The organism is Rhodococcus sp. 14-2496-1d (assembly GCF_002259365.1).
Classification (GTDB): Bacteria; Actinomycetota; Actinomycetes; order Mycobacteriales; family Mycobacteriaceae; genus Rhodococcoides.
The window spans coordinates 65,779-84,949 of sequence record NZ_NPFV01000016.1; the positions used below are offsets into that span (position 1 = coordinate 65,779).

20 protein-coding genes are annotated in these 19,171 nt (G+C 63.0%); 9 read left to right on the forward strand and 11 right to left on the reverse strand.

Features of this window, described 5'->3' with window-relative positions; all coding sequences use genetic code 11:
- On the forward strand, nt 1–837 hold the full coding sequence (locus tag CH296_RS11330) for a hypothetical protein (protein WP_094684771.1): 837 nt from the start codon (nt 1–3) through the stop codon (nt 835–837).
- A 43-nt stretch (nt 838–880) separates the two neighbouring features.
- The gene (locus tag CH296_RS11335; RefSeq protein ID WP_094684772.1) at nt 881–1,984 is read left to right on the forward strand and encodes an SGNH/GDSL hydrolase family protein; all 1,104 of its coding nucleotides are present in this window, start codon (nt 881–883) and stop codon (nt 1,982–1,984) included.
- 88 nt (nt 1,985–2,072) lie between these two features.
- On the opposite strand, the gene CH296_RS11340 is transcribed toward CH296_RS11335, so the two are convergent.
- The 3 genes from CH296_RS11340 to CH296_RS11350 all read right to left on the reverse strand — a co-directional run bounded on the left by CH296_RS11340 (nt 2,073) and on the right by CH296_RS11350 (nt 3,683).
- Nucleotides 2,073–2,405: a DUF732 domain-containing protein gene (locus CH296_RS11340; RefSeq protein WP_094684773.1), complete on the reverse strand. Its 333-nt coding sequence runs from the start codon at nt 2,403–2,405 to the stop codon at nt 2,073–2,075.
- Between the two features lie 17 nt (nt 2,406–2,422).
- Nucleotides 2,423–2,932, reverse strand: a complete 510-nt coding sequence (locus CH296_RS11345) for a DUF2637 domain-containing protein (RefSeq protein ID WP_094684774.1) — start codon at nt 2,930–2,932, stop codon at nt 2,423–2,425.
- Nucleotides 2,933–3,053: 121 nt separating this feature from the next.
- Nucleotides 3,054–3,683 (reverse strand): tyrosine-type recombinase/integrase, encoded by a 630-nt coding sequence (locus CH296_RS11350; RefSeq protein WP_256980417.1) that lies wholly within the window; start codon nt 3,681–3,683, stop codon nt 3,054–3,056.
- Between the two features lie 580 nt (nt 3,684–4,263).
- On the opposite strand from CH296_RS11350, the gene CH296_RS11355 reads away from it, so the two are divergent.
- Nucleotides 4,264–5,883, forward strand: coding sequence for a BCCT family transporter (locus CH296_RS11355; RefSeq protein WP_094631904.1), 1,620 nt, complete (start codon nt 4,264–4,266; stop codon nt 5,881–5,883).
- A gap of 171 nt (nt 5,884–6,054) precedes the next feature.
- Nucleotides 6,055–6,735 (forward strand): hypothetical protein, encoded by a 681-nt coding sequence (locus CH296_RS11360; RefSeq protein ID WP_094684776.1) that lies wholly within the window; start codon nt 6,055–6,057, stop codon nt 6,733–6,735.
- A gap of 134 nt (nt 6,736–6,869) precedes the next feature.
- On the opposite strand, the gene CH296_RS29535 is transcribed toward CH296_RS11360, so the two are convergent.
- Nucleotides 6,870–6,998: a hypothetical protein gene (locus CH296_RS29535; RefSeq protein WP_256980418.1), complete on the reverse strand. Its 129-nt coding sequence runs from the start codon at nt 6,996–6,998 to the stop codon at nt 6,870–6,872.
- A 152-nt stretch (nt 6,999–7,150) separates the two neighbouring features.
- On the opposite strand from CH296_RS29535, the gene CH296_RS11365 reads away from it, so the two are divergent.
- Nucleotides 7,151–7,741: a GNAT family N-acetyltransferase gene (locus CH296_RS11365; RefSeq protein ID WP_094684777.1), complete on the forward strand. Its 591-nt coding sequence runs from the start codon at nt 7,151–7,153 to the stop codon at nt 7,739–7,741.
- A gap of 20 nt (nt 7,742–7,761) precedes the next feature.
- Here CH296_RS11365 and CH296_RS11370 read toward each other — a convergent pair whose 3' ends face one another.
- The 4 genes from CH296_RS11370 to CH296_RS11385 are packed head-to-tail and all read right to left on the reverse strand — an operon-like array spanning nt 7,762 to nt 12,168.
- On the reverse strand, nt 7,762–8,544 hold the full coding sequence (locus tag CH296_RS11370) for an SDR family NAD(P)-dependent oxidoreductase (protein ID WP_094684778.1): 783 nt from the start codon (nt 8,542–8,544) through the stop codon (nt 7,762–7,764).
- A 12-nt stretch (nt 8,545–8,556) separates the two neighbouring features.
- Complete coding sequence (locus CH296_RS11375) at nt 8,557–9,888, reverse strand: MFS transporter (protein ID WP_094684779.1); 1,332 nt, start codon at nt 9,886–9,888, stop codon at nt 8,557–8,559.
- Nucleotides 9,889–9,911: 23 nt separating this feature from the next.
- Nucleotides 9,912–11,351 (reverse strand): FAD-dependent oxidoreductase, encoded by a 1,440-nt coding sequence (locus CH296_RS11380; RefSeq protein ID WP_094684780.1) that lies wholly within the window; start codon nt 11,349–11,351, stop codon nt 9,912–9,914.
- Nucleotides 11,344–12,168 carry an SDR family NAD(P)-dependent oxidoreductase gene (locus CH296_RS11385; protein WP_254924417.1) on the reverse strand — a complete coding sequence of 275 codons (825 nt, stop codon included), beginning with the start codon at nt 12,166–12,168 and terminating at the stop codon, nt 11,344–11,346. The genes CH296_RS11380 and CH296_RS11385 overlap by 8 nt, the downstream gene beginning before the upstream one ends.
- A gap of 175 nt (nt 12,169–12,343) precedes the next feature.
- On the opposite strand from CH296_RS11385, the gene CH296_RS11390 reads away from it, so the two are divergent.
- Nucleotides 12,344–13,006 (forward strand): IclR family transcriptional regulator, encoded by a 663-nt coding sequence (locus CH296_RS11390; protein WP_179277707.1) that lies wholly within the window; start codon nt 12,344–12,346, stop codon nt 13,004–13,006.
- Nucleotides 13,007–13,025: 19 nt separating this feature from the next.
- Here the strand turns inward: CH296_RS11390 and CH296_RS11395 are convergent, their stop codons facing one another.
- Nucleotides 13,026–13,445, reverse strand: a complete 420-nt coding sequence (locus CH296_RS11395) for a nuclear transport factor 2 family protein (RefSeq protein WP_094684781.1) — start codon at nt 13,443–13,445, stop codon at nt 13,026–13,028.
- 148 nt (nt 13,446–13,593) lie between these two features.
- Here CH296_RS11395 and CH296_RS11400 point away from each other — a divergent pair, with 148 nt between their 5' ends.
- The gene (locus CH296_RS11400; protein WP_094684782.1) at nt 13,594–14,391 is read left to right on the forward strand and encodes an endonuclease/exonuclease/phosphatase family protein; all 798 of its coding nucleotides are present in this window, start codon (nt 13,594–13,596) and stop codon (nt 14,389–14,391) included.
- On the opposite strand, the gene CH296_RS11405 is transcribed toward CH296_RS11400, so the two are convergent.
- Nucleotides 14,361–15,353, reverse strand: a complete 993-nt coding sequence (locus CH296_RS11405; protein WP_094646584.1) for a LysR family transcriptional regulator — start codon at nt 15,351–15,353, stop codon at nt 14,361–14,363. The two genes, CH296_RS11400 and CH296_RS11405, sit on opposite strands and share 31 nt — an antisense overlap.
- A 138-nt stretch (nt 15,354–15,491) precedes the next feature.
- Here CH296_RS11405 and CH296_RS11410 point away from each other — a divergent pair, with 138 nt between their 5' ends.
- Together CH296_RS11410 and CH296_RS11415 are read left to right on the forward strand one after the other, a co-directional pair.
- Complete coding sequence (locus CH296_RS11410; protein WP_094631911.1) at nt 15,492–16,892, forward strand: SLC13 family permease; 1,401 nt, start codon at nt 15,492–15,494, stop codon at nt 16,890–16,892.
- A 114-nt stretch (nt 16,893–17,006) separates the two neighbouring features.
- Nucleotides 17,007–18,137 carry a PrpF domain-containing protein gene (locus CH296_RS11415; RefSeq protein ID WP_094684854.1) on the forward strand — a complete coding sequence of 377 codons (1,131 nt, stop codon included), beginning with the start codon at nt 17,007–17,009 and terminating at the stop codon, nt 18,135–18,137.
- A 19-nt stretch (nt 18,138–18,156) separates the two neighbouring features.
- Here CH296_RS11415 and CH296_RS11420 read toward each other — a convergent pair whose 3' ends face one another.
- Nucleotides 18,157–19,053, reverse strand: coding sequence for a LysR family transcriptional regulator (locus tag CH296_RS11420; protein ID WP_032395496.1), 897 nt, complete (start codon nt 19,051–19,053; stop codon nt 18,157–18,159).
- Nucleotides 19,054–19,171: the final 118 nt, after the last annotated feature.

Here is a 19,171-nt window from a genome sequence, read left to right on the forward strand (position 1 = left end):
ATGCCCAGCGCCTTCCAGAACCTCGAAAACAGCAACGCGGCACTCGCAGCCGCAGTCGCCGCATTCTCGCCCAGCGCAGGCGCTCTCGCAGCCGCCAACGACGCTCTCGTCGTCGAGGTCTCCCGCGCGTCCAACGTCGTCATGCACTTCAAGAACACCGGCGGCACAGCCATGGCCGCCGGTGTATTCGCGTTCGAGGGCTCGATCGATTCCACCAACGGGACCGACGGCACGTGGTTTCAGATCTTCGCCGCCCGCAGCAACAGCAACACGGTCGAGTCCGGCGTCACCAACCCTGCGGTCGCAGCGGGAGCGGGAGCGGGCAACGCGTGGGAGACATCGGTCAACGCCTACAAGTACATTCGCATCCGCTGCACCACGGCCGTCACCGCCGGTTCCGTCGCGGCATGGACGGTCCTGCGCGGCCTCTACGCCACCGAGCCCGCTCCCGCGATCCAGGCGCACGCGGTCTCTCAGTCCGGAGTATTCACCACGACGCCGGTCACGCCGACTCAGTACCTGCTCACGACGGCCGCGACGACGAATGCCGCGGTGGTGAAGGCCTCCGGCGGAAACCTCTTCGAGATGAGCTGCTTCAATCCGTCGGCCGCAGCGGTGTTCTGGAAGATCTACAACAAAGCAACCGCTCCCACCGTCGGAACCGACGTCCCGATTCTCACCGTGCCCGTCGCGGCCGGCGCTCTCGCGCAGCTCCAATTCGGCGCGGTCGGAAAGCGCCTCGGCACCGGCATCGCCTCTGCGCTCACCGCGGCCGCGGCTGCGACCGACACCGCAGCAATCGCGGCCGGCATTCAGCTCTCGGCCAGCTACACCTGAGCCCCCTCGCATCCACCACCACCTTCGGAAAGGTTCCACTCGTATGCCCGAACTCGTCACACCACACTGGGTCAACCGTCTCGTCCGACGCGACGCGCGCGCGATCCGCCTCGCTGTCCTGTCCGACTCCCAGGCCGAAGGCTTCGCGGCCGGATACACAGACGGGGTGCCCGACGTCCGCAAGACGTGGCCGGCACTGCTCGCCGAGGACTTCGCGCGCAAGGCCGGAGTACGTGCGAGCCTGTGGCTGCAGGCCGACACCCCGAACGCCGACCACTGGAACTACAACTTCCGTCCCACCTCGTTCGACGGCTCGACCACCGCTGACCGCACCGGCGACACCAACGGCGTCCCGGGTTCGGTCTGGCTCAACGAAAGCAACACTGCAGGACAGACGAAGTCACTGACTTGGGAGCTCCGCGACACGTACGCGATCGACGTCTTCCTCGGCGGCTACCCCGAGTACGGCACCGGGGCCGTGACGATCTCGCTCACCCTCGGCGACAACACGCTCGTGCACCACACGGTCACGCCGACGACGCACGTCGAAGTGTTCTCGTACACCGACGCCAAGGGAATCGCATCGGTGAAGGTCCACAATGCCGTGAGCGGTATCCAGGTGCTCGGCGTGCTGGAGCGTCAGACCAGCAGCGTCGACGTCGACGACCGTACCGGTATCGAGGTCTACAACTTCGGATTCGCAGGAAAGCCCGCGGCGGACTTCGCGCAGTACACCGACATCAGTCTCGGCACCGTGCTGCCCGAGCTGCTCGCCGCGCTCGAGCCGGATCTGGTGATCATCGCGCTCGGCGGTAACGACGCAGAGCAGGGCCGTACCGCGGCACAGCTCGAAGCGGACCTCGTCACCATCGCGACCCACGTCAACGCCCAGACTCCGGACTCGGAGTTCCTGTTCGTGGCAATGCAATACGACTACACCGGTGCGACTCCGCCGATCACCTGGGCCGACTACCGCACGGCGATCGCCAATGCGGCGAGCACCGCGGCCGGCAGCCTCGTCGTCGACACCCAGTACACGACACCTCCCGGCGGTGAAGGACTGTTCGTCGGAGACGGCGTGCACTTCAAGATCGCCGGAGCTCGATCGGTATCCGACGCGATTCTTCCGACCCTGTGGCCGCGCTGATCTAGGATCGATCGCAGCGTCCCCCCGGCGCACACAAACCGCCCCACCTCGCTATCTCCGAGGTGGGGCGGTTTTCGCGTTTCGGTCGCTAGTTCCCGAGCTCCTCGAGCACGTCCGGTAACTGATCCGGGCAGTACTCCCGCACGCTGGTCGTGAGCATCGTCGAGGCATCCTGTGAGGACATACCGTTTCCGATCAGGACACCGAGGGATTGGTTGACGCTCATCCCATCGGTGGTGATGCTCTTGCAGATCCGATGGCCGACCGCGATCTGATCGTCAGCCGAACCCGACAGGCCTCCGCTCTCGGCCGCGTCGATCACTGCCTGATCCGAGTCCGATCGAGCCGTACCGTCGGTCTGACTGCTACACCCGACGCAGAGTAAGACCGCTGCAAGCAGGACGGCTGCTGTCGATTTCACTCACGATGTGTACCAGATCAGGCGGCGGCGCTCTCCTGTTCTCGTGACATTTTCCAGCTGCCCGCGAGGTCGGGTACCGACGACTGGTGATTCTTCACATCGGCCGGCCACAGCGGCACCGGCTTGCACAGCTCGTGCTCGACGTTGACCGGCGCCGATTTCTTCGCCAGCAGCACCACGAGGTGGGTCGTCGCGAGCAGCAGCACCGGCGGAACCGCGGCGATCGCAACGGCGATCGGGCCCGAGTTCCACACGTGCGCGACGTTCCCGGAGATCGAGAGCGCGGCCGACAGTGCCAGCAGCGACCAGGCGTAGGCCTTGCCCTCGACCAGCACCACCACGGCTAGCGTCGAGCCAAGCACCGTCGCGTCGACGATGAGCGGGACGATCCAGGCCAGCGACGCCGGAACCTCATTGTTCGCGGCCAGGTCTGCGAGAGCGGTGAAGGATAGGACGGACGAGCCGGTGGCCACCAGCACGGCGATTGTGACGGCCGCGATGAGTACGGCTGTCTGCGAGCGTGTCATTTGTCCTCCGAGCTCATTGCCAGGTACGCCTCGGTCGACGTCGAACTGATGTGCCCGAGCAGTAGAGCAACCTCGGTGTAAATCGGCATGACTTCCCCTTCGATGTTTTGATGGACGCACATCAAGCAGCGTCCCTGTAGACGGCGGCAGCGGCCGCGGCACGTCGTTCTTCGCCGCCGACCTCGGTGTAGATCTCGGTGGTGGCCACGGACTCGTGTCCGAGCAGCTCTTGCACGGCGCGCAGATTCCCGGTTCCACGGAGAGCGCGAGTTCCGTATCTGTGGCGGAGCTTGTGCATGGTCCAGATCCCGGGCATTACGCGCGAGCACAGTGTGCCCACCCATCGCGGCGAAAGATGGCCGTTGTCGTCACCTGGAAACAGGTATCCCGTCTTCGGAGCTCCTGGCGTGTGGTAAGCCGCACCCTTCAGTAGGAGGGCTGCGAGCTCGGGGGAAATCGGAACCTCGCGCTGCTTCCCGCCCTTGCCGTGGGCGGTGATCATCCAGCCGTCGAACTCTTCATGGACGTCTTCGGTGCTGCACACTGCGACCTCGCCTCGCCTGAACCCGGCATGACACGCGAGCTCGAGCATCATCTCTTCGCGCATGTCTGCCGCCATGAGCGATTCGAGCCACACGCGGTCCGGGGCAGGCTTCGCCTTGGCCTTCTTCGCTGCGACTTTGGGCAACGCCTTCGCGGGATTCGTCGTGACGTGTCGCTCCCTGTAGGCCCACCGGAAAAAGCTCCGCATGCTGTTTCTGTAGCCGCGACGGGTCTCGTTCTTCCACTGATCCTGCGTGCCAAACCAATCTTTGAGCATGGGGCCGGACACTTGTTCGGGTGCCACGTCCAAACAACGTGCCATTCGCGAGATGTGACTCTTACGAGTCGCGATCGTGGTCCACGGTCTGCCCGCTGCGCGCTCGCTGATCATGTACTGCGACAGAAGAACTGACCATTCTTCGGATAGCGACTTGGCTATCCCCCCGGGTGTGTACGTCATGCTCTTAAGAAGTACCGAATTACCGGCTTGTGATTTTCGCCTTCCGGTCATAACGGACCGAAGAATTGTTTTGGGACGCCAGTGCAAGAATTCTGACGGGTCATCACGCGGCCCGCTTCAATGGAACCACCACGCTATCCTCTGACCAGGGCGAAAGTTCTGACCAAGAGGTTAGGGGTTCGAATCCCTTCGGGCGCACAGAAGAAAAAGTCCCGAACTGCAGCGATGCGGTTCGGGGCTTTTTCGTCGGCGTGGTCGCGGCACGTCCCAGGTACGACTTGGTGTTCCGAGTTGCCAACAGACGAAATACGGCGTTACCTGGGCATCTATGACTTCCCGAACTCACATCCCGGTCGGCTCTTCCGACCCTGACCGTCACGAGGTCGACGCCGGGCAGAACGGGACGTCGACCTCCGCCATCCGCCCGCCTCGACTCGACAGAGTGGTCTTCGGTGTTGCAGCCGTCGTTGTGGTTGCCATCATCGTGTGGGGCCTGGTGGTGCCGGACAATCTCGAGTCCGTCTCGTCCTCGACACTGAACTGGCTCGTGACCAACCTCGGCTGGCTCTTCATCCTCGCCGCCACCGGGTTCGTGATCTTCTCGCTTTATCTGGCGGTGTCCAAGTTCGGACGTATCCCGCTGGGTGCAGACGGCGAGAAGCCCGAATTCAAGACCGTCAGCTGGATCGCGATGATGTTCAGTGCAGGCATGGGCATCGGCCTGATGTTCTACGGTGTCTCCGAGCCACTGACTCACTTCGTCACACCGCCTCCGGGAACGGGCGGTGGCGTCGGAACTGCCATGGCCACCACCATGTTCCATTGGAGTTTGCACCCGTGGTCCATTTACGCGGTGATGGGCCTGGCCATCGCGTACGGCACGTATCGCCGCGGTCGCAAGCAACTCATCAGCTCTGCGTTCATTCCTTTGATAGGTCGCCGCGCCGAAGGCCCGATCGGCAAGATCATCGACATCCTGGCCATCTTCGCGACGCTGTTCGGTACTGCAGCATCGCTGGGACTCGGTGCGCTGCAAATCGGTTCCGGATTCGAGGTGGTCGGCTGGATCGGTGAGAGCGGCACACTGTTGCTCGTCGCCATCGTCGCGTTGTTGACGCTGGCGTTCGTGGCATCGGCGGTGTCCGGCGTCTCCAAGGGCATTCAGTGGCTCTCCAACACCAACATGGTGCTTGCGTTGGTCCTTGCCATCTTCGTGTTCGTCGTCGGCCCGACTGTGTTCATCCTCAACATCATTCCGACGAGTATCGGCGACTACGCGTCTCAACTGTTCGACATGTCCGCCCGGTCGGCGGCGAACTCGGATCCCGAGACGGCTTCGTGGCTCTCGTCGTGGACCATCTTCTACTGGGCGTGGTGGATCTCGTGGACCCCGTTCGTCGGAATGTTCCTGGCGCGCATCAGCCGTGGCCGCACCATTCGTGAATTCATCGTCGGTGTCATCCTGATCCCGAGTGCTGTGTCACTGGTGTGGTTCGCGATCTTCGGCGGTGCCGGTATCGGTGAACAGCAGGACGGCATCGACCTCGCGACCCGCGACAGCACCGAGTCGCAGCTGTTCGGAATGCTCGAAAACCTGCCCCTGTTCGGCATTTCGACCGTTCTCGTCATGGTGCTCGTCGGTATCTTCTTCGTGTCCGGTGCCGACGCCGCGTCGATGGTGATGGGATCGCTGTCGCAGCGCGGAACGCTCGAGCCGAGCAAGTGGGTTGTGGTGTTCTGGGGCACGTTGACCGGCGCAACGGCGGCGATCATCCTGTGGACCGGAGGCTCCGACGCGCTCAACGGCCTCCAAACGATGACCATCATTGCAGCGGCACCCTTCGTGGTCGTCATGATCGGGCTGTGTGTCTCGTTGTACCGGGACCTCAGTAACGATCCGATGATTCTGAACCCGCCACCTCACCGCAAGAAAGACAGGGTGGCTTAGGGGCCGCTCGAGATCTCAATCCCTTCGGCGTAGGGACGACGAGGCCCGAACTGCAGCGATGCGGTTCGGGGCTCTGTCGTTGTGCGCGGCGTGTGCGGCCGACTCGGCAGATACTTGGACAATCGAAACAAACCGGGCGTAGGGTTTGCTGAGACCTTCGAGGGAGGGCGCGTGAGCGATCGACCGGACAGAATCTCGAGAGAACGCGGTCGGCTGGGCGGGGTCGGGGCCGATCCTCGACCGCATGCCGTGCCCGCGCGGTTGTCCGTCCCGCTGTTGATCATCGCGGTGACGTTCATCGGCGCGCTGCCGTTCTACGTTCGGCAGCCGTTCGGTTCCGGGGAGTCGGTATCGAGTCCGATGTGGTTCGGCGGATCTGCGTATCTCGCATCACCGGCAGCGGGTCCGTATTGGCTGATTGCACTGCCGGTGTGCATCGGGGCAGTCGCTCTCTACAGCACATGGAGTGAACGTAGATTGGGCACCGAACTGCGCGTTCGTGTCTGGCTCGCGGTCAGTGTTGGATTGTGCGTTGCCACGGTCGTTGTCGTGCAGGGCGGACTGCTGTTCTACATGGGCAACTTGACGATTCGTGGACTTCTTCCGCTGTTGACCATGTCGGTAGCGGTGTTGGTCTGGGGAGTTGCTCTGCGGTCGCGAGGAGTGGTCGCAGTAGGAGTCGCGGCCGTCGCGGCGAGTCTGGTGTCGAACCTCCACAACGTGGAGAATCTTGTGCCACAAACGCTTACATTCGACAGCCGCTTCAGCTTGTGGTCGAACATCCTGCTGACGGCGCTCGTATTCGTCGTGGGGGCAGCCGCGTCCGTGATCGGCGAGCGATCCAAGCGCTGACTTCCTGCAATTCGATCGGCCGTACTCAACGGCTACCTCCTGCGGGAATTGGAGCGGTTGAGCACGGCCCACAGGAGTTCGTACAATCCGCACAGGGCAACACTCGTCAGAGCCACCCACCAGAACCCGACGTTTCACACGACGAAGGCAATGAACTGATAGATCATCATGCATCCGAAAAACACTCGCCACCAACGCTGCTTGCGCTTTTCCGCTCCCGAAGTCGACTGCTCCACGTAGTCGATCGGTGGCATGGGTTCCATCGCCACACCTTCATACATGCGAGGTGAAGGGGAGGCAACCTGGCGTTCCGGTGGAGACACAGCACAGGGCCCGAGACATACTTCGGCTCTTCAACGGCGCGTGGGACGGCGCATCGATGCAACGCATCGGGTTGTAGCTAGAGTTGTCGCATGTGAATGCGAAACCGACAATTCGTCCTGCAGTTCCGGCAGACGTGGACCGTGCTGCCAAGTCACTGGGCCTTGCTTTCTCGGACTATCCGTTCACTCGGCACACCGTCGCGGCCGATGATCACCACGAGCGGGTGACATCGCTGCAACGCATCTATCTCGATACGATCGGCTTGCGATGCGGCCGAGTGTGGGTCTCCGATGATGTTGCGGCGGTGGCGGTATGGCTCACCCCGTCTTCGGTTGGCGTAGTACACGCATTCGAGTCTGTCGCCGAACGCATCGAGCAATTGCATGGTGACCGCATCGATATCGCGCGAAGAGCAGACGAAGCCACCGAATCGTTGAAGCCGTCGGAGTCGGTGTGGCTGTTGGCGACGGTAGGCGTCGATCCATCCGTGCAAGGGCAGGGCTTGGGGCGCGCCGTCCTCGAACCCGGTCTTCAGCAGGCCCGCGAGCACGGTTGTCCGGCCTACCTGGAGACGTCGTCGACAGCGAACCTCGCCTTGTACGAAGGGTTGGGATTCCGGGTGACCGCGTCTGTGCAACTCCCCGACGGAGGACCCGAAGTGTGGGCGATGCTGCGCGCATAGCGGCCGCGGCGTGGCAGGTGTCAAATGGTCGCCTTCAACTCGTCGGTGATGCGGTGATAGATGCCGCCCGACGTCAGTCCACCGTCGATGACGATTTCGGTGCCGGTGATGTACCGCGATGAATCCGACAGCAGGAACGCGACCGATTCTGCGATCTCTTCGGCGTCCGCGACGCGCCCCGCGGGTACCGATTGCAGACTGGTCTCCACGAAAGCCGATGAGCCGGAATGCAGTAGGGGAGTATCGACCAGGCCGGGGTGGATCGAATTGACTCGGACCCCGTACTCGGCGAATTCGAGCGCGCCCACCTTGGACAGACCACGCACTCCCCATTTGCTGGCACCGTATCCTGCCGCGAAGTAGCCGAGCATCCCGGCGATGGAGGACACGTTGACGATCGAACCGCCGCCACCTTGTTTCAGAAGTGGCGCACAGGATTTCATACCGTAAAACACCGAGCTCAGATTGATGTTCATGACGCGGTGCCAGTCGTCGACGGTCGTGTCCTCGATACCCGCTCGGTGGCTGACCCCGGCGTTGTTCACCAGTCCGTCGAGGTGACCGTCCGTTGACTCGATTGCCTTCGCCAGCGCCGTCCACGATTGCGGTGCGGTGACATCGAGCTGGAAGAACTCTGCCCGGCCGCCCGCATCGAGGATGTCGGCCACGACGGCTTCACCTGTGGCCGTCGAGATGTCGGTGACCCAGACCTTCGCTCCCCGGCCTGCCAGCATCTCCGATTCGACTCGGCCCATGCCACTTCCTGCGCCTGTGACGACGATCGTCTTGTTCTCGAAGTTCATGTCAGGGGCCTCTCACTCGGTCTTCAGTTCGGTGCCCTTCGTCTCGGTCACGAAGAAGACCGTAGCGAAGGTGACGACGGCGCAGAACACGAAGTAGCCGGCCGGTGCGAGCGGATTACCGGTGAGCGAGATCAGGTAGGTGGCGATGAAAGGCGCTGTGCCACCGAGCAACATGTTCGTGGTGTTGTTCCCCAGGGCCAGGCCGGTGTACCGCACCGAGGTCTTGAGCATCTCCACGTATGTCACGTACGAGGCCCCGTTCACCACGGACACCGCGATGAACAACACCGACTGTCCGACGACGGCCTGCCACAGAGTGCCGCCGGCCATCATCATGAACATCGGGACACCGAGAACGATGGCTGCGAAGCTGCCTGCGAACAGCACGGGCTTTCGGCCGTACCTGTCGGCCATGTAGCCCGAGATGGGGAGGGTGATCACTCCGAGAACCAAGGCAAGCGAGGTCGACAGGAACGCTGCCTGAGAGGTCTGGCCGCCCTCGGTCCTGAGGTACGTGGCCGCGTAGACCGATGCGATGTAGTAACCACCGGTGATGAGCGCGCCGAGCAGGATGATCTTCACGACACTGCCGCCGGACGTGCTCAAGAGCTCCGAGAGGGGAAGCTTCTTCGTCTCTCCCTTGTTCTCGAGTTCCTTGAATTCTGGGGTGTCGTCCAGGCGGTTCCTGATCCAGATGCCGACACCGCCGATCACCAGGCTCAGCAGGAACGGGATCCGCCACGCCCAGGAGAGGATCTGTTCGTCGGTGAACACCGAGTTCAGTGCCAGTGCGCACAGCGAGGCGAGCAACGATCCGATGTAGGTACCGGTGTTGACCATCGATGTCTGGGTCGCGCGCCACCGCGTCGGCGCGGACTCGGATACGAACGCGTTGGCTCCTCCTAGTTCGCCACCTGCAGCGAAGCCCTGCAGGCATCTGCACAGGACAAGAACCGAGGTGGCCCACACTCCCAGAGTGACGTACGTCGGGAGCAATCCGATTCCGGCGGTGGCGATCACCATCAGCAGGATGGTCCAGGACAGCGCGTTCTTTCGGCCGTACTTGTCGCCGATGTGTCCGAAGAAGATGCCGCCCGGAACTCGCAGGAAGAAGGCGACGGCGAACGCGGCGAACGTGCCGAGAAGCGCGGCCGTCGGATCGTCGGACACGAAGAACAGCGCGGCGATGGTGGTGGCCATGTAGCCGTAGATACCGAAGTCGTAGTACTCGACGACGGTTCCGACGACGGCGGCACGGATTACTGTCAGGGGGGATTGCTTCGGGTTCGTCCCGTGTGTGTGTGCGTCCGAGTCGGGCTGCACGGCAGGTTCGTTCGTAGTCATCGGTGTCCTCGAGGTCAGGGTGGTCAGGCCGTCAGTGGCTGTGCATCGACGGAGTGGAGGGCGGCGTTTCGACCGGCGATCCGGCCCATGGTGAGTGCATTGGCCACAGCGTTGCCGCCACCGACGTAGCGCTGCCCGAGAACTCCCGCTCCTGCCTCGCCTGCAGCGAACAGGCCGGGTACGCGGGTGCCTCGTGTCGTGAGCACGGCGGAATCGGAATCGATCTCCAAACCTGCATGTGTGCAGACCAATTCGGCGGGGAAGATTCGTGCGGCATAGAAGGGGGCGGTGTCGATGGGTTCGGGATTCGACGTACTGTCCTTGTTGGCGAGTGTTCGGTGGCGAAGGAAGTCGGGGTCCTCGCCGTGGGGCAGATGCGCGTTCCATCGCTCGACCGTGGAATCGAGGGCCGCGGCGGGCACCGCCATGAGTACGGCCAGCTCCGCGAGGGATGATGCGCGAAGCGTCCGGCCGGCGTCTGCCTCGTCCTCGATGCGATCGGGTGCCCAATCGGCATATCCCGCAGGCAGATTCTGTCGAGCGTTGTCGTCGAAGATCATCCAGGCGGAGCCACCCTGACCGTCGATGATTCCGGTCGAGACGGCGTACGAGGCGTCCTCGTCCATGAATCGACGCCCCGCAGCGTTGACGTGAATACGTGATTTCGGGGGGAACCCGGACTGCCAGTGGTGGTATCGCTGAAAGTAGGCGGTGGGCAGCATGAGTCCCCACCCGTCACCGGTTATGGACGCCTCCACCGACGGTGCGTAGCGCAGGTGGTCGCCGCGACTGCCCTCGGCAGCAACGACGAAGGCAGCGGAGCCGGCTCGGTTGGCTGCCGGAAAATGAAGATCGACCAGCTCGGGATCTCGGGCGAAACCACCGGAGGCCACGACGACTGCTGCAGAACGGAGTTCGACATCGTCGGCTACGACTCCCACGACCCGGTCGCCCTCGGTGAGGAGCGCTTGCACGCGAGTGTCGAGAACGACCTCGATTCCGTGCCTGCGGCGCGCTGCGTCCAGAACCTGGACGAGTCCGTATCCCTGGTCCTTAGGGACGTGACCCCTCCAGACGTCCTCGACGCCGGCCTGGCTCAGTCCCGGTTGATGCGCGTTACCGGAAATCTTTGCGGGAACGTTCAATCCGAGTCCGAGAAGCCACTCCAGTGTCGGTCCGGCCTGCTCGCAGAAGGTCCTGATCAGGCCGGGCTTGAGCATCCACTGGTTGAGATCCATGTAATGCTGGAAGTACTTCTCTGCGCTGTCGTCGATTCCGAGGTCGCGCTGAACGCTCGTCGCTGCAGCGGTGAACAATCCGGCCGACAGGGCCGTCGATCCACCCAGTTCTTTGCGCGCCTCGAAGAGAATCACGGACGCACCGTTCTCGGCCGCCGTCACCGCCGCCGCCAGCCCAGCTCCACCGCCACCGATGACAATGACGTCGTAATCGGTGTCAGACATGACGCGACCCGCCGTCCACCGCGATACTGTGCCCGGTCACGTAGCGAGCACTGTCCGACAGCAAGAACAGAAGAGGCCCGAAGACTTCTTCCGGTGCTCCGAGTCTGTGCAGAGGGACCGAATCCAGAGCTTTGGCAAGCGCTTCGGGATCTTCCTGCACCCACCGCGTCATTTCGGTGTCGATGTAGCCGGGTGCAATGGAATTGACGCGAATACCGATATCTCCGAACTCGACGGCAAGGGATTCCGTCAGGTGGGCGACGGCTGCTTTGGACGTGCAGTAGGCACCGCGGCCCTTACGGACACGAAGTGCGGATACCGAGGACATGTTGACGATCGCGCCGCCTTCGCGCATGTGACGACCCGCTGCTTGCGAGCCGTACAGAACGCCTTCGACGTTCACGCCGAGCGTGGCACCCATCTGCTCGGGGGTGATGTCCGCGGCGTAGGCGAACGGGAAGATTCCCGCGTTGTTGATCCAGAAGTCGATCCGGCCGAATTCGGCCAGGGCCGTCCGGGCGAGAGCCTCGTGATCATCGGCGACGGTGACGTCGGCTCGAGCGCCGATGATCGTCCCGGGTCGTTCGACCAGTGAGTCGGTGCTCAGCTCCGTATTCAGTTGCTCGGCCGTCTCTTTCATCCGGGCGTCGTTGATGTCGGCACCGACGACGTGTACGCCGCGCGCCGCAAGTCCCTTGGCGAACACCGATCCCATGCCCTGGGCGGCCCCGGTGACGACGGCAACCTTGCCCGCCAGTTCGGGGTACACCGCAGTCATCGTGCGATCGACGACGCGTCCTGGATTGGGGTTGTTCATGGCGCTCTCCTCGTGCAAAAGATCTCGGCCGGGTCCGTTTGCACCGACCTCGACTATGTGCGATAATCGCACGCAGTGTGCGATTCAGATCGAACTGTAGGTGGCCCACCTCACAGTCGTCAACAGGGGGCAGCGCATGACCGACGGAAAAACCACGGTGTCCATCGATTCGGGGATGTCCAAAACGCTGCATCACGGCCTCGTCGTGCTCGAGCTGTTGGCCGAGCATCCGAACGGCTTGTCGATCACAGAGATCGCCGTCGGGATCGGTGTGCACCGCACCGTTGCGCATCGGCTGGTTCGCACGCTCGAGGCTCATCATCTGTGTCGGCGAGACGAGTTCAAGCGAATTGCCCTCGGTGCCGGGCTGGTGGCACTCGCCGAACCCGTCGAGCAGGATCTGCGAACCGTGGCACGCCCGGTACTCGAAGAACTGGCGGATCAACTGGGCGCGACCGTCCATCTCGTCGTTCGCGAGAATTCAAGGGAAGTAAGGGCTTTGATGGTTGTCGAGCCACGAGGGGCGAAGGTCCACGTGGCATTTCGTGGAGGGCAGGTCGACCCGATCGACCGGGGGTCTGCAGGCCTGGCAATGCTCGCGTCCTTGCCCCCGGAAGATGGCGAACGTGCGGAAGTGGCGCGGGCGCGAAGCGTTGGATACGCGGTCACCCACGGCGAAGTGATTCCATCGGTCGGCGGAGTGTCCGCCGTCGTGCCGGGTCGCCGCGGAGACGCGATGGCGAGCTTGGGTGCGTCGGTGTTCGAGATCGACGACGAAGAACAGCTCGGTGCGGCCGTCGTCGCTGCAGCGGCGCGGTTGGGGCGTTTGCTGCGCTAGTCAGCGACGACGGGTCGTGTCAGGCGTCGTCGCGGGTCACGGTCCTGTGCTGGATGCGCCACTGATCATCGACTCGCACAACACGATCCCGGACCGACGTGAATCTGACGAGGCGCGTTTCGCCGCCGCGTGATGTCGCCATGATCTGGAGGTAACAGTCGACTGCGAGTTCATCGACGCTCACGAGATCGACGGCAATGTTCGTGATCACGTGCCGACGCCGCTCGTTCGCGTCGGCCGCGCTGTCGAAGAAGCGCTGCGCAAAGGCGATCAGCCGGTCCCTCCCCGCCTCGGGTTCGGGGTAACTCGGTGAATCGAAGACACCGTCCGCGGTGAAGGTCCCTGCCCATTCCCTTGCGCGTCCGGAATCGATTGCGTGGCTCTGCCTGCCGTACAGGAGTTGAATCTCGGCAACGGTTGCCGCGTCGGGATCGGGCATCGGCGTCTCCTTCGGTGCGCTATTCGCACGGACAGTGCGTATTGCCGATGACGTTACGTCCGGTCCGTCCGGCAGTCGAGCCAGGGGTCCACTCGGCGCAGCCGAAAATGAAGCGCGCGAGTCACGCCACGTCTGACATCATCGTGCTGTGAAGATCATCTCGATCAATGCATGGGGCGGTGCCATGTACGACGAACTCGTGGGATGGCTGAAATTCGTTGATGCCGAGATCATTTGCCTTCAGGAAGTCACGCGTACTCCGAATCGATCGGGCTGGGCAACGTTCGCCGACGGTGAGCGCACACTGCCGCAGCGGCTCAACCTGTTCGACGACGTGTCGGCCGCGCTCCCCGGGTACACGCCGTATTTCGTCGCCAACGACACCGGACCTGTCACCGACGGTGAGGGCGTCGAATTGCGTCAGGACTTCGGGATCGCGACCTGGGTGCGTGACGACGTTCCCGTCGTAGGGCTCGACGCGCGGTTCGTCCATTCCCGGTTCGTCGATCACACGGTCTGGGATGTGGATGACCGTCCACGAGCTGCTCTGGCGGTCACCGTTCGGGATCGCGTCGCAGGTAAGTCCGTATCCGTCATCCAATGTCACGGTCTGCGCGATCCAGCAGGTAAGGGCGACAGTCCCATTCGGCTGGAGCAGGCCAGGAAATTGGCGGAGATGGTCGAGCGTGTTCGTCCGTCGGTTGACGTCGTTGTGCTCTGTGGCGATCTGAACCTGCTGCCGACCAGCGAGACGTTCGCACTGCTGGCCGAACATGGGATGACCGACCTCGTGGGAGACGCCGACACTCGAACATCCATCTACACCAAAGCAATTCGCAGTGCCAGCTACGTGTTGGTGTCGTCACCGACCGCCGTACGAAGCTTCGAGATCGTCGCCGCGCCGGAAGTGTCCGATCACCGAGCTCTGGTGCTGGAACTTCTTTGATCCTTGTCTGCTGTGCCGACAGCTGTTCGATCCGACCCCGCGGGCGTCTGCGCACTGCGTTCGGCAGCACCGCGTAAAGCGTTCGAGATCGCGTACATAGCCGGGGTGTACTGGCGCCGCGCGAGTGAGGCGATGTATATGACCCGGGTCGGAACACGATCGGTGTCGAGGAAAGCGATGGTGGTGACGTCGGGTCGGTGGTGGACCACCGACAGTCGGGGGACCATGGCGATGCCGACGCCTGCGGCCACCATGGCCTCGATTTCCTGGTAGTCGTGGGCTTCGTACACGACGTCGGGCTCGAATCCTGCTACGCGGCAACTGCGATAGAGAACCTCCGCTGCCGGGTGGTCGTTGCTCCGAATGATCCACCGCGCGCCTCGGAGGTCGTGCAAGGACACATCCCGTCCCCGGCGATCGTCGTCTATCGGAAGCAGCAGCACGGTCTGGTCTTCCATCAGTGGCTCGAGTGACAGCGATCGTTCTGCCTCTTCCGTCCAGGCGTAGCTCCACAGCAGTGCCAGGTCGATCTCGCTCGAATGGAGCATGTCCAGCAATTGCGGTCGAACGGCCGACCGAACACGAACGTCCACCCCCGGCCATCGCGAGTGATAGTCCTTCAACGCGTCGGAGAGCAGCGACGCACTGACCGTGGGAAACGAGCCGAGCCGGACCGATCCACGTTCGAGGCCCCGGATGGCCTCCAGGTCGCCGCTCGCGGCACGCATCTCGCGGCGAAACAGGCGGGCCCGGCTGGTCAGGATCTCGCCGGCCTCGGTGAGCTGTACGCCGCGCGGCAGGCGAGTGAGGACCGGCTGTTTGATGCCGTGTTCGAGTTTGCTGATGCGTTGGGACGCTGCCGAGGGAGTCATGTTCGCTCGCTCGGCACCTGCGGTCAGGGAGCCGGCCTCGGCGATGTCGAGCAGAAGGAACAACGTCACGACGTCGAACGTGTGGTTCATGCGCACATCTTTCAGCTCAGCTAAACGACCGGGTAGCAAAACGATATTGTCCTAAAAGTGTCGCGTCAATAATGTGACAGGGACAACGTTCGAGTGCGGATGTAACCGAGCACTTACCCAGCCACCCGAAAGACGCCCATGACTTCCATCGAGATCCTCCCGCTCATCGCGTTGGTTGCGATGTTCGTGATCGCAACCTTTTTTCCGATCAATATCGGCATCCTCGGATTCATCGGTGCCTTCGTGGTCGGATACTTCGCGCTGGGATTCGACGACAAGGAAATCTTGAACGAGTTCCCCAGCTCGATCGTGTTGACCATCGTCGGCGTTACCTACTTCTTCGGTATGGCCAAACGCAACGGCACCATCGATCTGCTGGTGAACAGTTGCATCAGGGCGGTGCACGGTCGGGTGACGGTGGTGCCCTGGGTGTTCTTCTTCGTCGCCTCGGTCTTGACGGCGCTCGGCACATTCAGCCCCGCCGCGGTCGCATTGATCGTGCCTGCAGCCATGGCGTTCGCAGCACGAACCGGCATGAGTCCCCTGGTCATGGGCATCATGGTGATCAACGGTGCGCACGCTGGGGCGTTCTCCCCGATCTCCGTTTCCGGCGTTCTGGTTCGTGACATCGTCGAGAACAACGGACTCGCGCTCGACCCGTGGACGCTGTTCTTCGCCAGTTACGGCATCAACCTGCTGCTCTCGGTTCTCACAGTGACGGGCTACGCGGCCCTGGCCCGGATGAAGGGCTTCGAGTACACCGCAACAGGATCCACCGATCCCGCACCCGGCAGCGGCCCGGTGGGCGGATCACCGATCGGGGCGTCCGTCCCCACCGGTGGCAGCACCGGAAGCACCGGCGGTGGCAGCACGGCAGGCGGCAGCACTGCGGTGCTCACTCGCCCGACCACAACCACGCTGGTCGACGCTCCCGCCCCGGTCACGTTCGTACAGAAGCTCACTCTGTTCCTCATCGGCGCGCTTCTGGTGCTCGTTCTGGTGTTGCACCTGCCGATCAGCTTCATCGCCATCGCCGCCGGAGCTGTGCTTGCATTCACGGATCTGAAGAAGCAGAACGAGGCCATCGCAGACATCAGTTGGTCGACGGTTCTGCTGGTCGCGGGCATGGTCACCTACATCTCGATCCTGCAGGAGGTAGGCACCATCGACCATCTCGCCGAGATGGCGATCACTATCGGCGCTCCGATCATCGTGGCTGTGGTGCTCTGCTACGTCATCGGCATCACCTCGGCATTCGCGTCCTCCACCGCCCTGCTGGCCGCGGTCATTCCGCTGGCCATGCCCTTGCTCGGAACCGGTGCACTGCCGGTCGTCGGTGTCGTCGCTGCTCTGGCCATCTCGGCCACCGTCGTCGACGTCTCGCCCTTCTCGACCAACGGTGCGCTCGTGCTGGCCAACGCGCAGAACATCGAACGCCCACGCTTCTATCGCCAGTTGCTGCTCAATGCCGGAGTCGTCGTGGCCATCGCGCCGGCTCTGTGCTGGCTGATCCTGGTTGTCGTCCCCGCCCTGTTCTGAACCGGTACCAGTGCGTTAAGTGTTGCTGCACGGCATGAACATATTTCGTAATTGTGCTTGATCATCCTCTGGCCCAGGGTGGAAGCATCGGATCCTGATCGGAAGGCACAGCAGATGTTCACTCTTCGTGGAACCTGGATGCGTGGGGGGACCAGCAAGTGCTGGTTGTTCAACGCGGTCGATATCGACCCGTACGTCGCCGAGGCCGGCGGGCTCGACAACATCCTCACTGCCGCGTTCGGTTCCGGCGATCCACGGCAACTCGACGGAGTGGGTGGGGGCAGTTCGACGACCTCCAAGGCCGCGATCGTTCGTCGCTCCAGCGCTCCGGGTATCGACGTCGATTACCTCTTCGCTCAGGTCGCCATCGAGAACCGCACGGTCGAGTGGGGCAGCAACTGCGGAAACTGTGCGACGGCGATCGGGCTGTACGCCGTGCAGACCGGTCTCGTCGCCGTCGACGATCGCGTCACCGTGGTGCGCATGCGCAACGAGAACACCGGTGCAATTCTCACCGCGGAGATCTCGACCCCGGGCGGACGCATTCCCGCCGAGGGCGGCGCGGCTGTCCCCGGAACCACTGCCCTCGGTGTGCCGGTGGGGCTCACCTTCACCGACCCTGCCCCCGACCGACCGACGATGCTTCCGACAGGCGCAGAGATCGATCGAGTTACGCTCGGCGACTGTGAGTTCCGAGGAACATTCGTTCGTGCCGGTGCACCCGCCGCGTTCTTCGATGCTGCCGATTTCGGGCTGGACGGTTCGGAAAGCAACGATGTCGTCGCCGCGCACGTCCCCACACTCATTGCGCTGCGTCGGCTGGCAGCGCTGAGAATGGGACTGAGCAAGCCCGAAGAGCCCGTCTCGCATGCCGTTCCGAAGGTCGGAATCATCGGACCTCCGGTGGGCTACACCACGACCACCGGTGAGCGCGTCGCCGCCGCGGACTACGACATCTCGGTGCGCATGCTCTCCATGATGGCACCGCACCCGGCGATAGGACTGACGTCGGCGGTTGCTGTCGCAGCGGCTGCCACGGTCACGGGTGGTGTGGTCATTGCCAACGCCCGCATCGGCTGGCCCGGATCACTCCGCATCGGCACAGCGGCAGGTGTGCTGGACGTCGACTACGTCACGGATCGGGACGGATTTCTACACTCGGTCACCCTTCATCGAGCGGTGCGTCGTATCGCCACCGCCGATCTGTTCGTCGTGCCCATGCCCACTCTCGTCGGTGCGCACTAGGGCTGAGCGACATCGCTTCTCAGAATCGGGCGGCGACGTCCTCGAACATCTTCAGTAGCACGGTCGCACTCGGCGAGAGCTTCTGTTCCGCCAAGTGGGCCAGCAAGATTCGACGCGACGGTGCGCCCGTCAACGGGACCAATCGCACATCGTCTCGAATATTGGACAGAGCCATCCGGGGTGCGAACGACACGCCGAGGTCCACCGCCACCATGGCCTGAGCCTCCTGATAGTCGTTCGCTGCGAACGACACCGACGGCGAGAACCCGGCAGCATGGCATGCCCGTTCGAGCGCTGCACCCACCGGATGAGTGTCCTCTCTGGTGATCCACTGCTCGTGTTCCAGCTCGTTCATGTGGATCGAACTACGCTCGGCCAGATGATGATTGACGGATACGACGAGCATGGGTGGGTCGATCATGAGTTGGTGCACCGTCAGGTCCGAGTCTGTGATTCTGGCCCACTCGTAGTCCCAGAGTAGGGACAGCTCCACCTCACGGGTGTCGAGCATTCCCCGGAGCCCGGCGAATCGCGAGCTGCGCACCGTCAGTGCCACCGCAGGATGACGAGATTTGAACAGCTTCACCACGGGCGGTAGCAGACTGGCCCCTGCGGTGGGGAAGGTTCCTATTCGCAGCGTCCCGGCGCGCAGGCCGGAGAGGTCTTCGAGTTCGTTTCGTGCAGCGAGTAATTGCGTCTCGATTCGTTCTGCATGACGCACCAGAACCTCACCCGCCTCGGTCAGTCGAACTCCCCTGGCGTGGCGCTCGAGCAGTGGTTGCCCGGCTTCGATCTCGAGCTTGCTCAACTGCTGCGAGACCGCAGATGTGGTGAAGCTCAAGCGAGTTGCGGCCGCCGTGATGGATCCGGTTCGCACGACCTCCACCAGAAGCAGCAGGCGTCGGGTGTCGAACATGATCGAACCACCTTTAAGTGAAAGTTAAGGTATCTCGACTTTTTCGTAATTGTACTCGACGGCTGTGTGATGCAGGCTATGAACAGCAACCGCACGAGAGCTGCGTCACATGACCGCA

Coding starts and splice junctions, on each gene's coding strand:
- CH296_RS11330 (WP_094684771.1), top strand. CDS start 1: ATGCCCAGCGCCTTCCAGAACCTCGAAAACAGCAACGCGGCACTCGCA.
- CH296_RS11335 (WP_094684772.1), top strand. CDS start 881: ATGCCCGAACTCGTCACACCACACTGGGTCAACCGTCTCGTCCGACGC.
- CH296_RS11345 (WP_094684774.1), bottom strand. CDS start 2,932: ATGACACGCTCGCAGACAGCCGTACTCATCGCGGCCGTCACAATCGCC.
- CH296_RS11350 (WP_256980417.1), bottom strand. CDS start 3,683: ATGCGGAGCTTTTTCCGGTGGGCCTACAGGGAGCGACACGTCACGACG.
- CH296_RS11355 (WP_094631904.1), top strand. CDS start 4,264: ATGACTTCCCGAACTCACATCCCGGTCGGCTCTTCCGACCCTGACCGT.
- CH296_RS29535 (WP_256980418.1), bottom strand. CDS start 6,998: ATGGAACCCATGCCACCGATCGACTACGTGGAGCAGTCGACTTCGGGA.
- CH296_RS11370 (WP_094684778.1), bottom strand. CDS start 8,544: ATGAACTTCGAGAACAAGACGATCGTCGTCACAGGCGCAGGAAGTGGC.
- CH296_RS11375 (WP_094684779.1), bottom strand. CDS start 9,888: ATGACTACGAACGAACCTGCCGTGCAGCCCGACTCGGACGCACACACA.
- CH296_RS11380 (WP_094684780.1), bottom strand. CDS start 11,351: ATGTCTGACACCGATTACGACGTCATTGTCATCGGTGGCGGTGGAGCT.
- CH296_RS11385 (WP_254924417.1), bottom strand. CDS start 12,168: ATGAACAACCCCAATCCAGGACGCGTCGTCGATCGCACGATGACTGCG.
- CH296_RS11390 (WP_179277707.1), top strand. CDS start 12,344: ATGTCCAAAACGCTGCATCACGGCCTCGTCGTGCTCGAGCTGTTGGCC.
- CH296_RS11395 (WP_094684781.1), bottom strand. CDS start 13,445: ATGCCCGATCCCGACGCGGCAACCGTTGCCGAGATTCAACTCCTGTAC.
- CH296_RS11405 (WP_094646584.1), bottom strand. CDS start 15,353: ATGAACCACACGTTCGACGTCGTGACGTTGTTCCTTCTGCTCGACATC.
- CH296_RS11410 (WP_094631911.1), top strand. CDS start 15,492: ATGACTTCCATCGAGATCCTCCCGCTCATCGCGTTGGTTGCGATGTTC.
- CH296_RS11415 (WP_094684854.1), top strand. CDS start 17,007: ATGTTCACTCTTCGTGGAACCTGGATGCGTGGGGGGACCAGCAAGTGC.
- CH296_RS11420 (WP_032395496.1), bottom strand. CDS start 19,053: ATGTTCGACACCCGACGCCTGCTGCTTCTGGTGGAGGTCGTGCGAACC.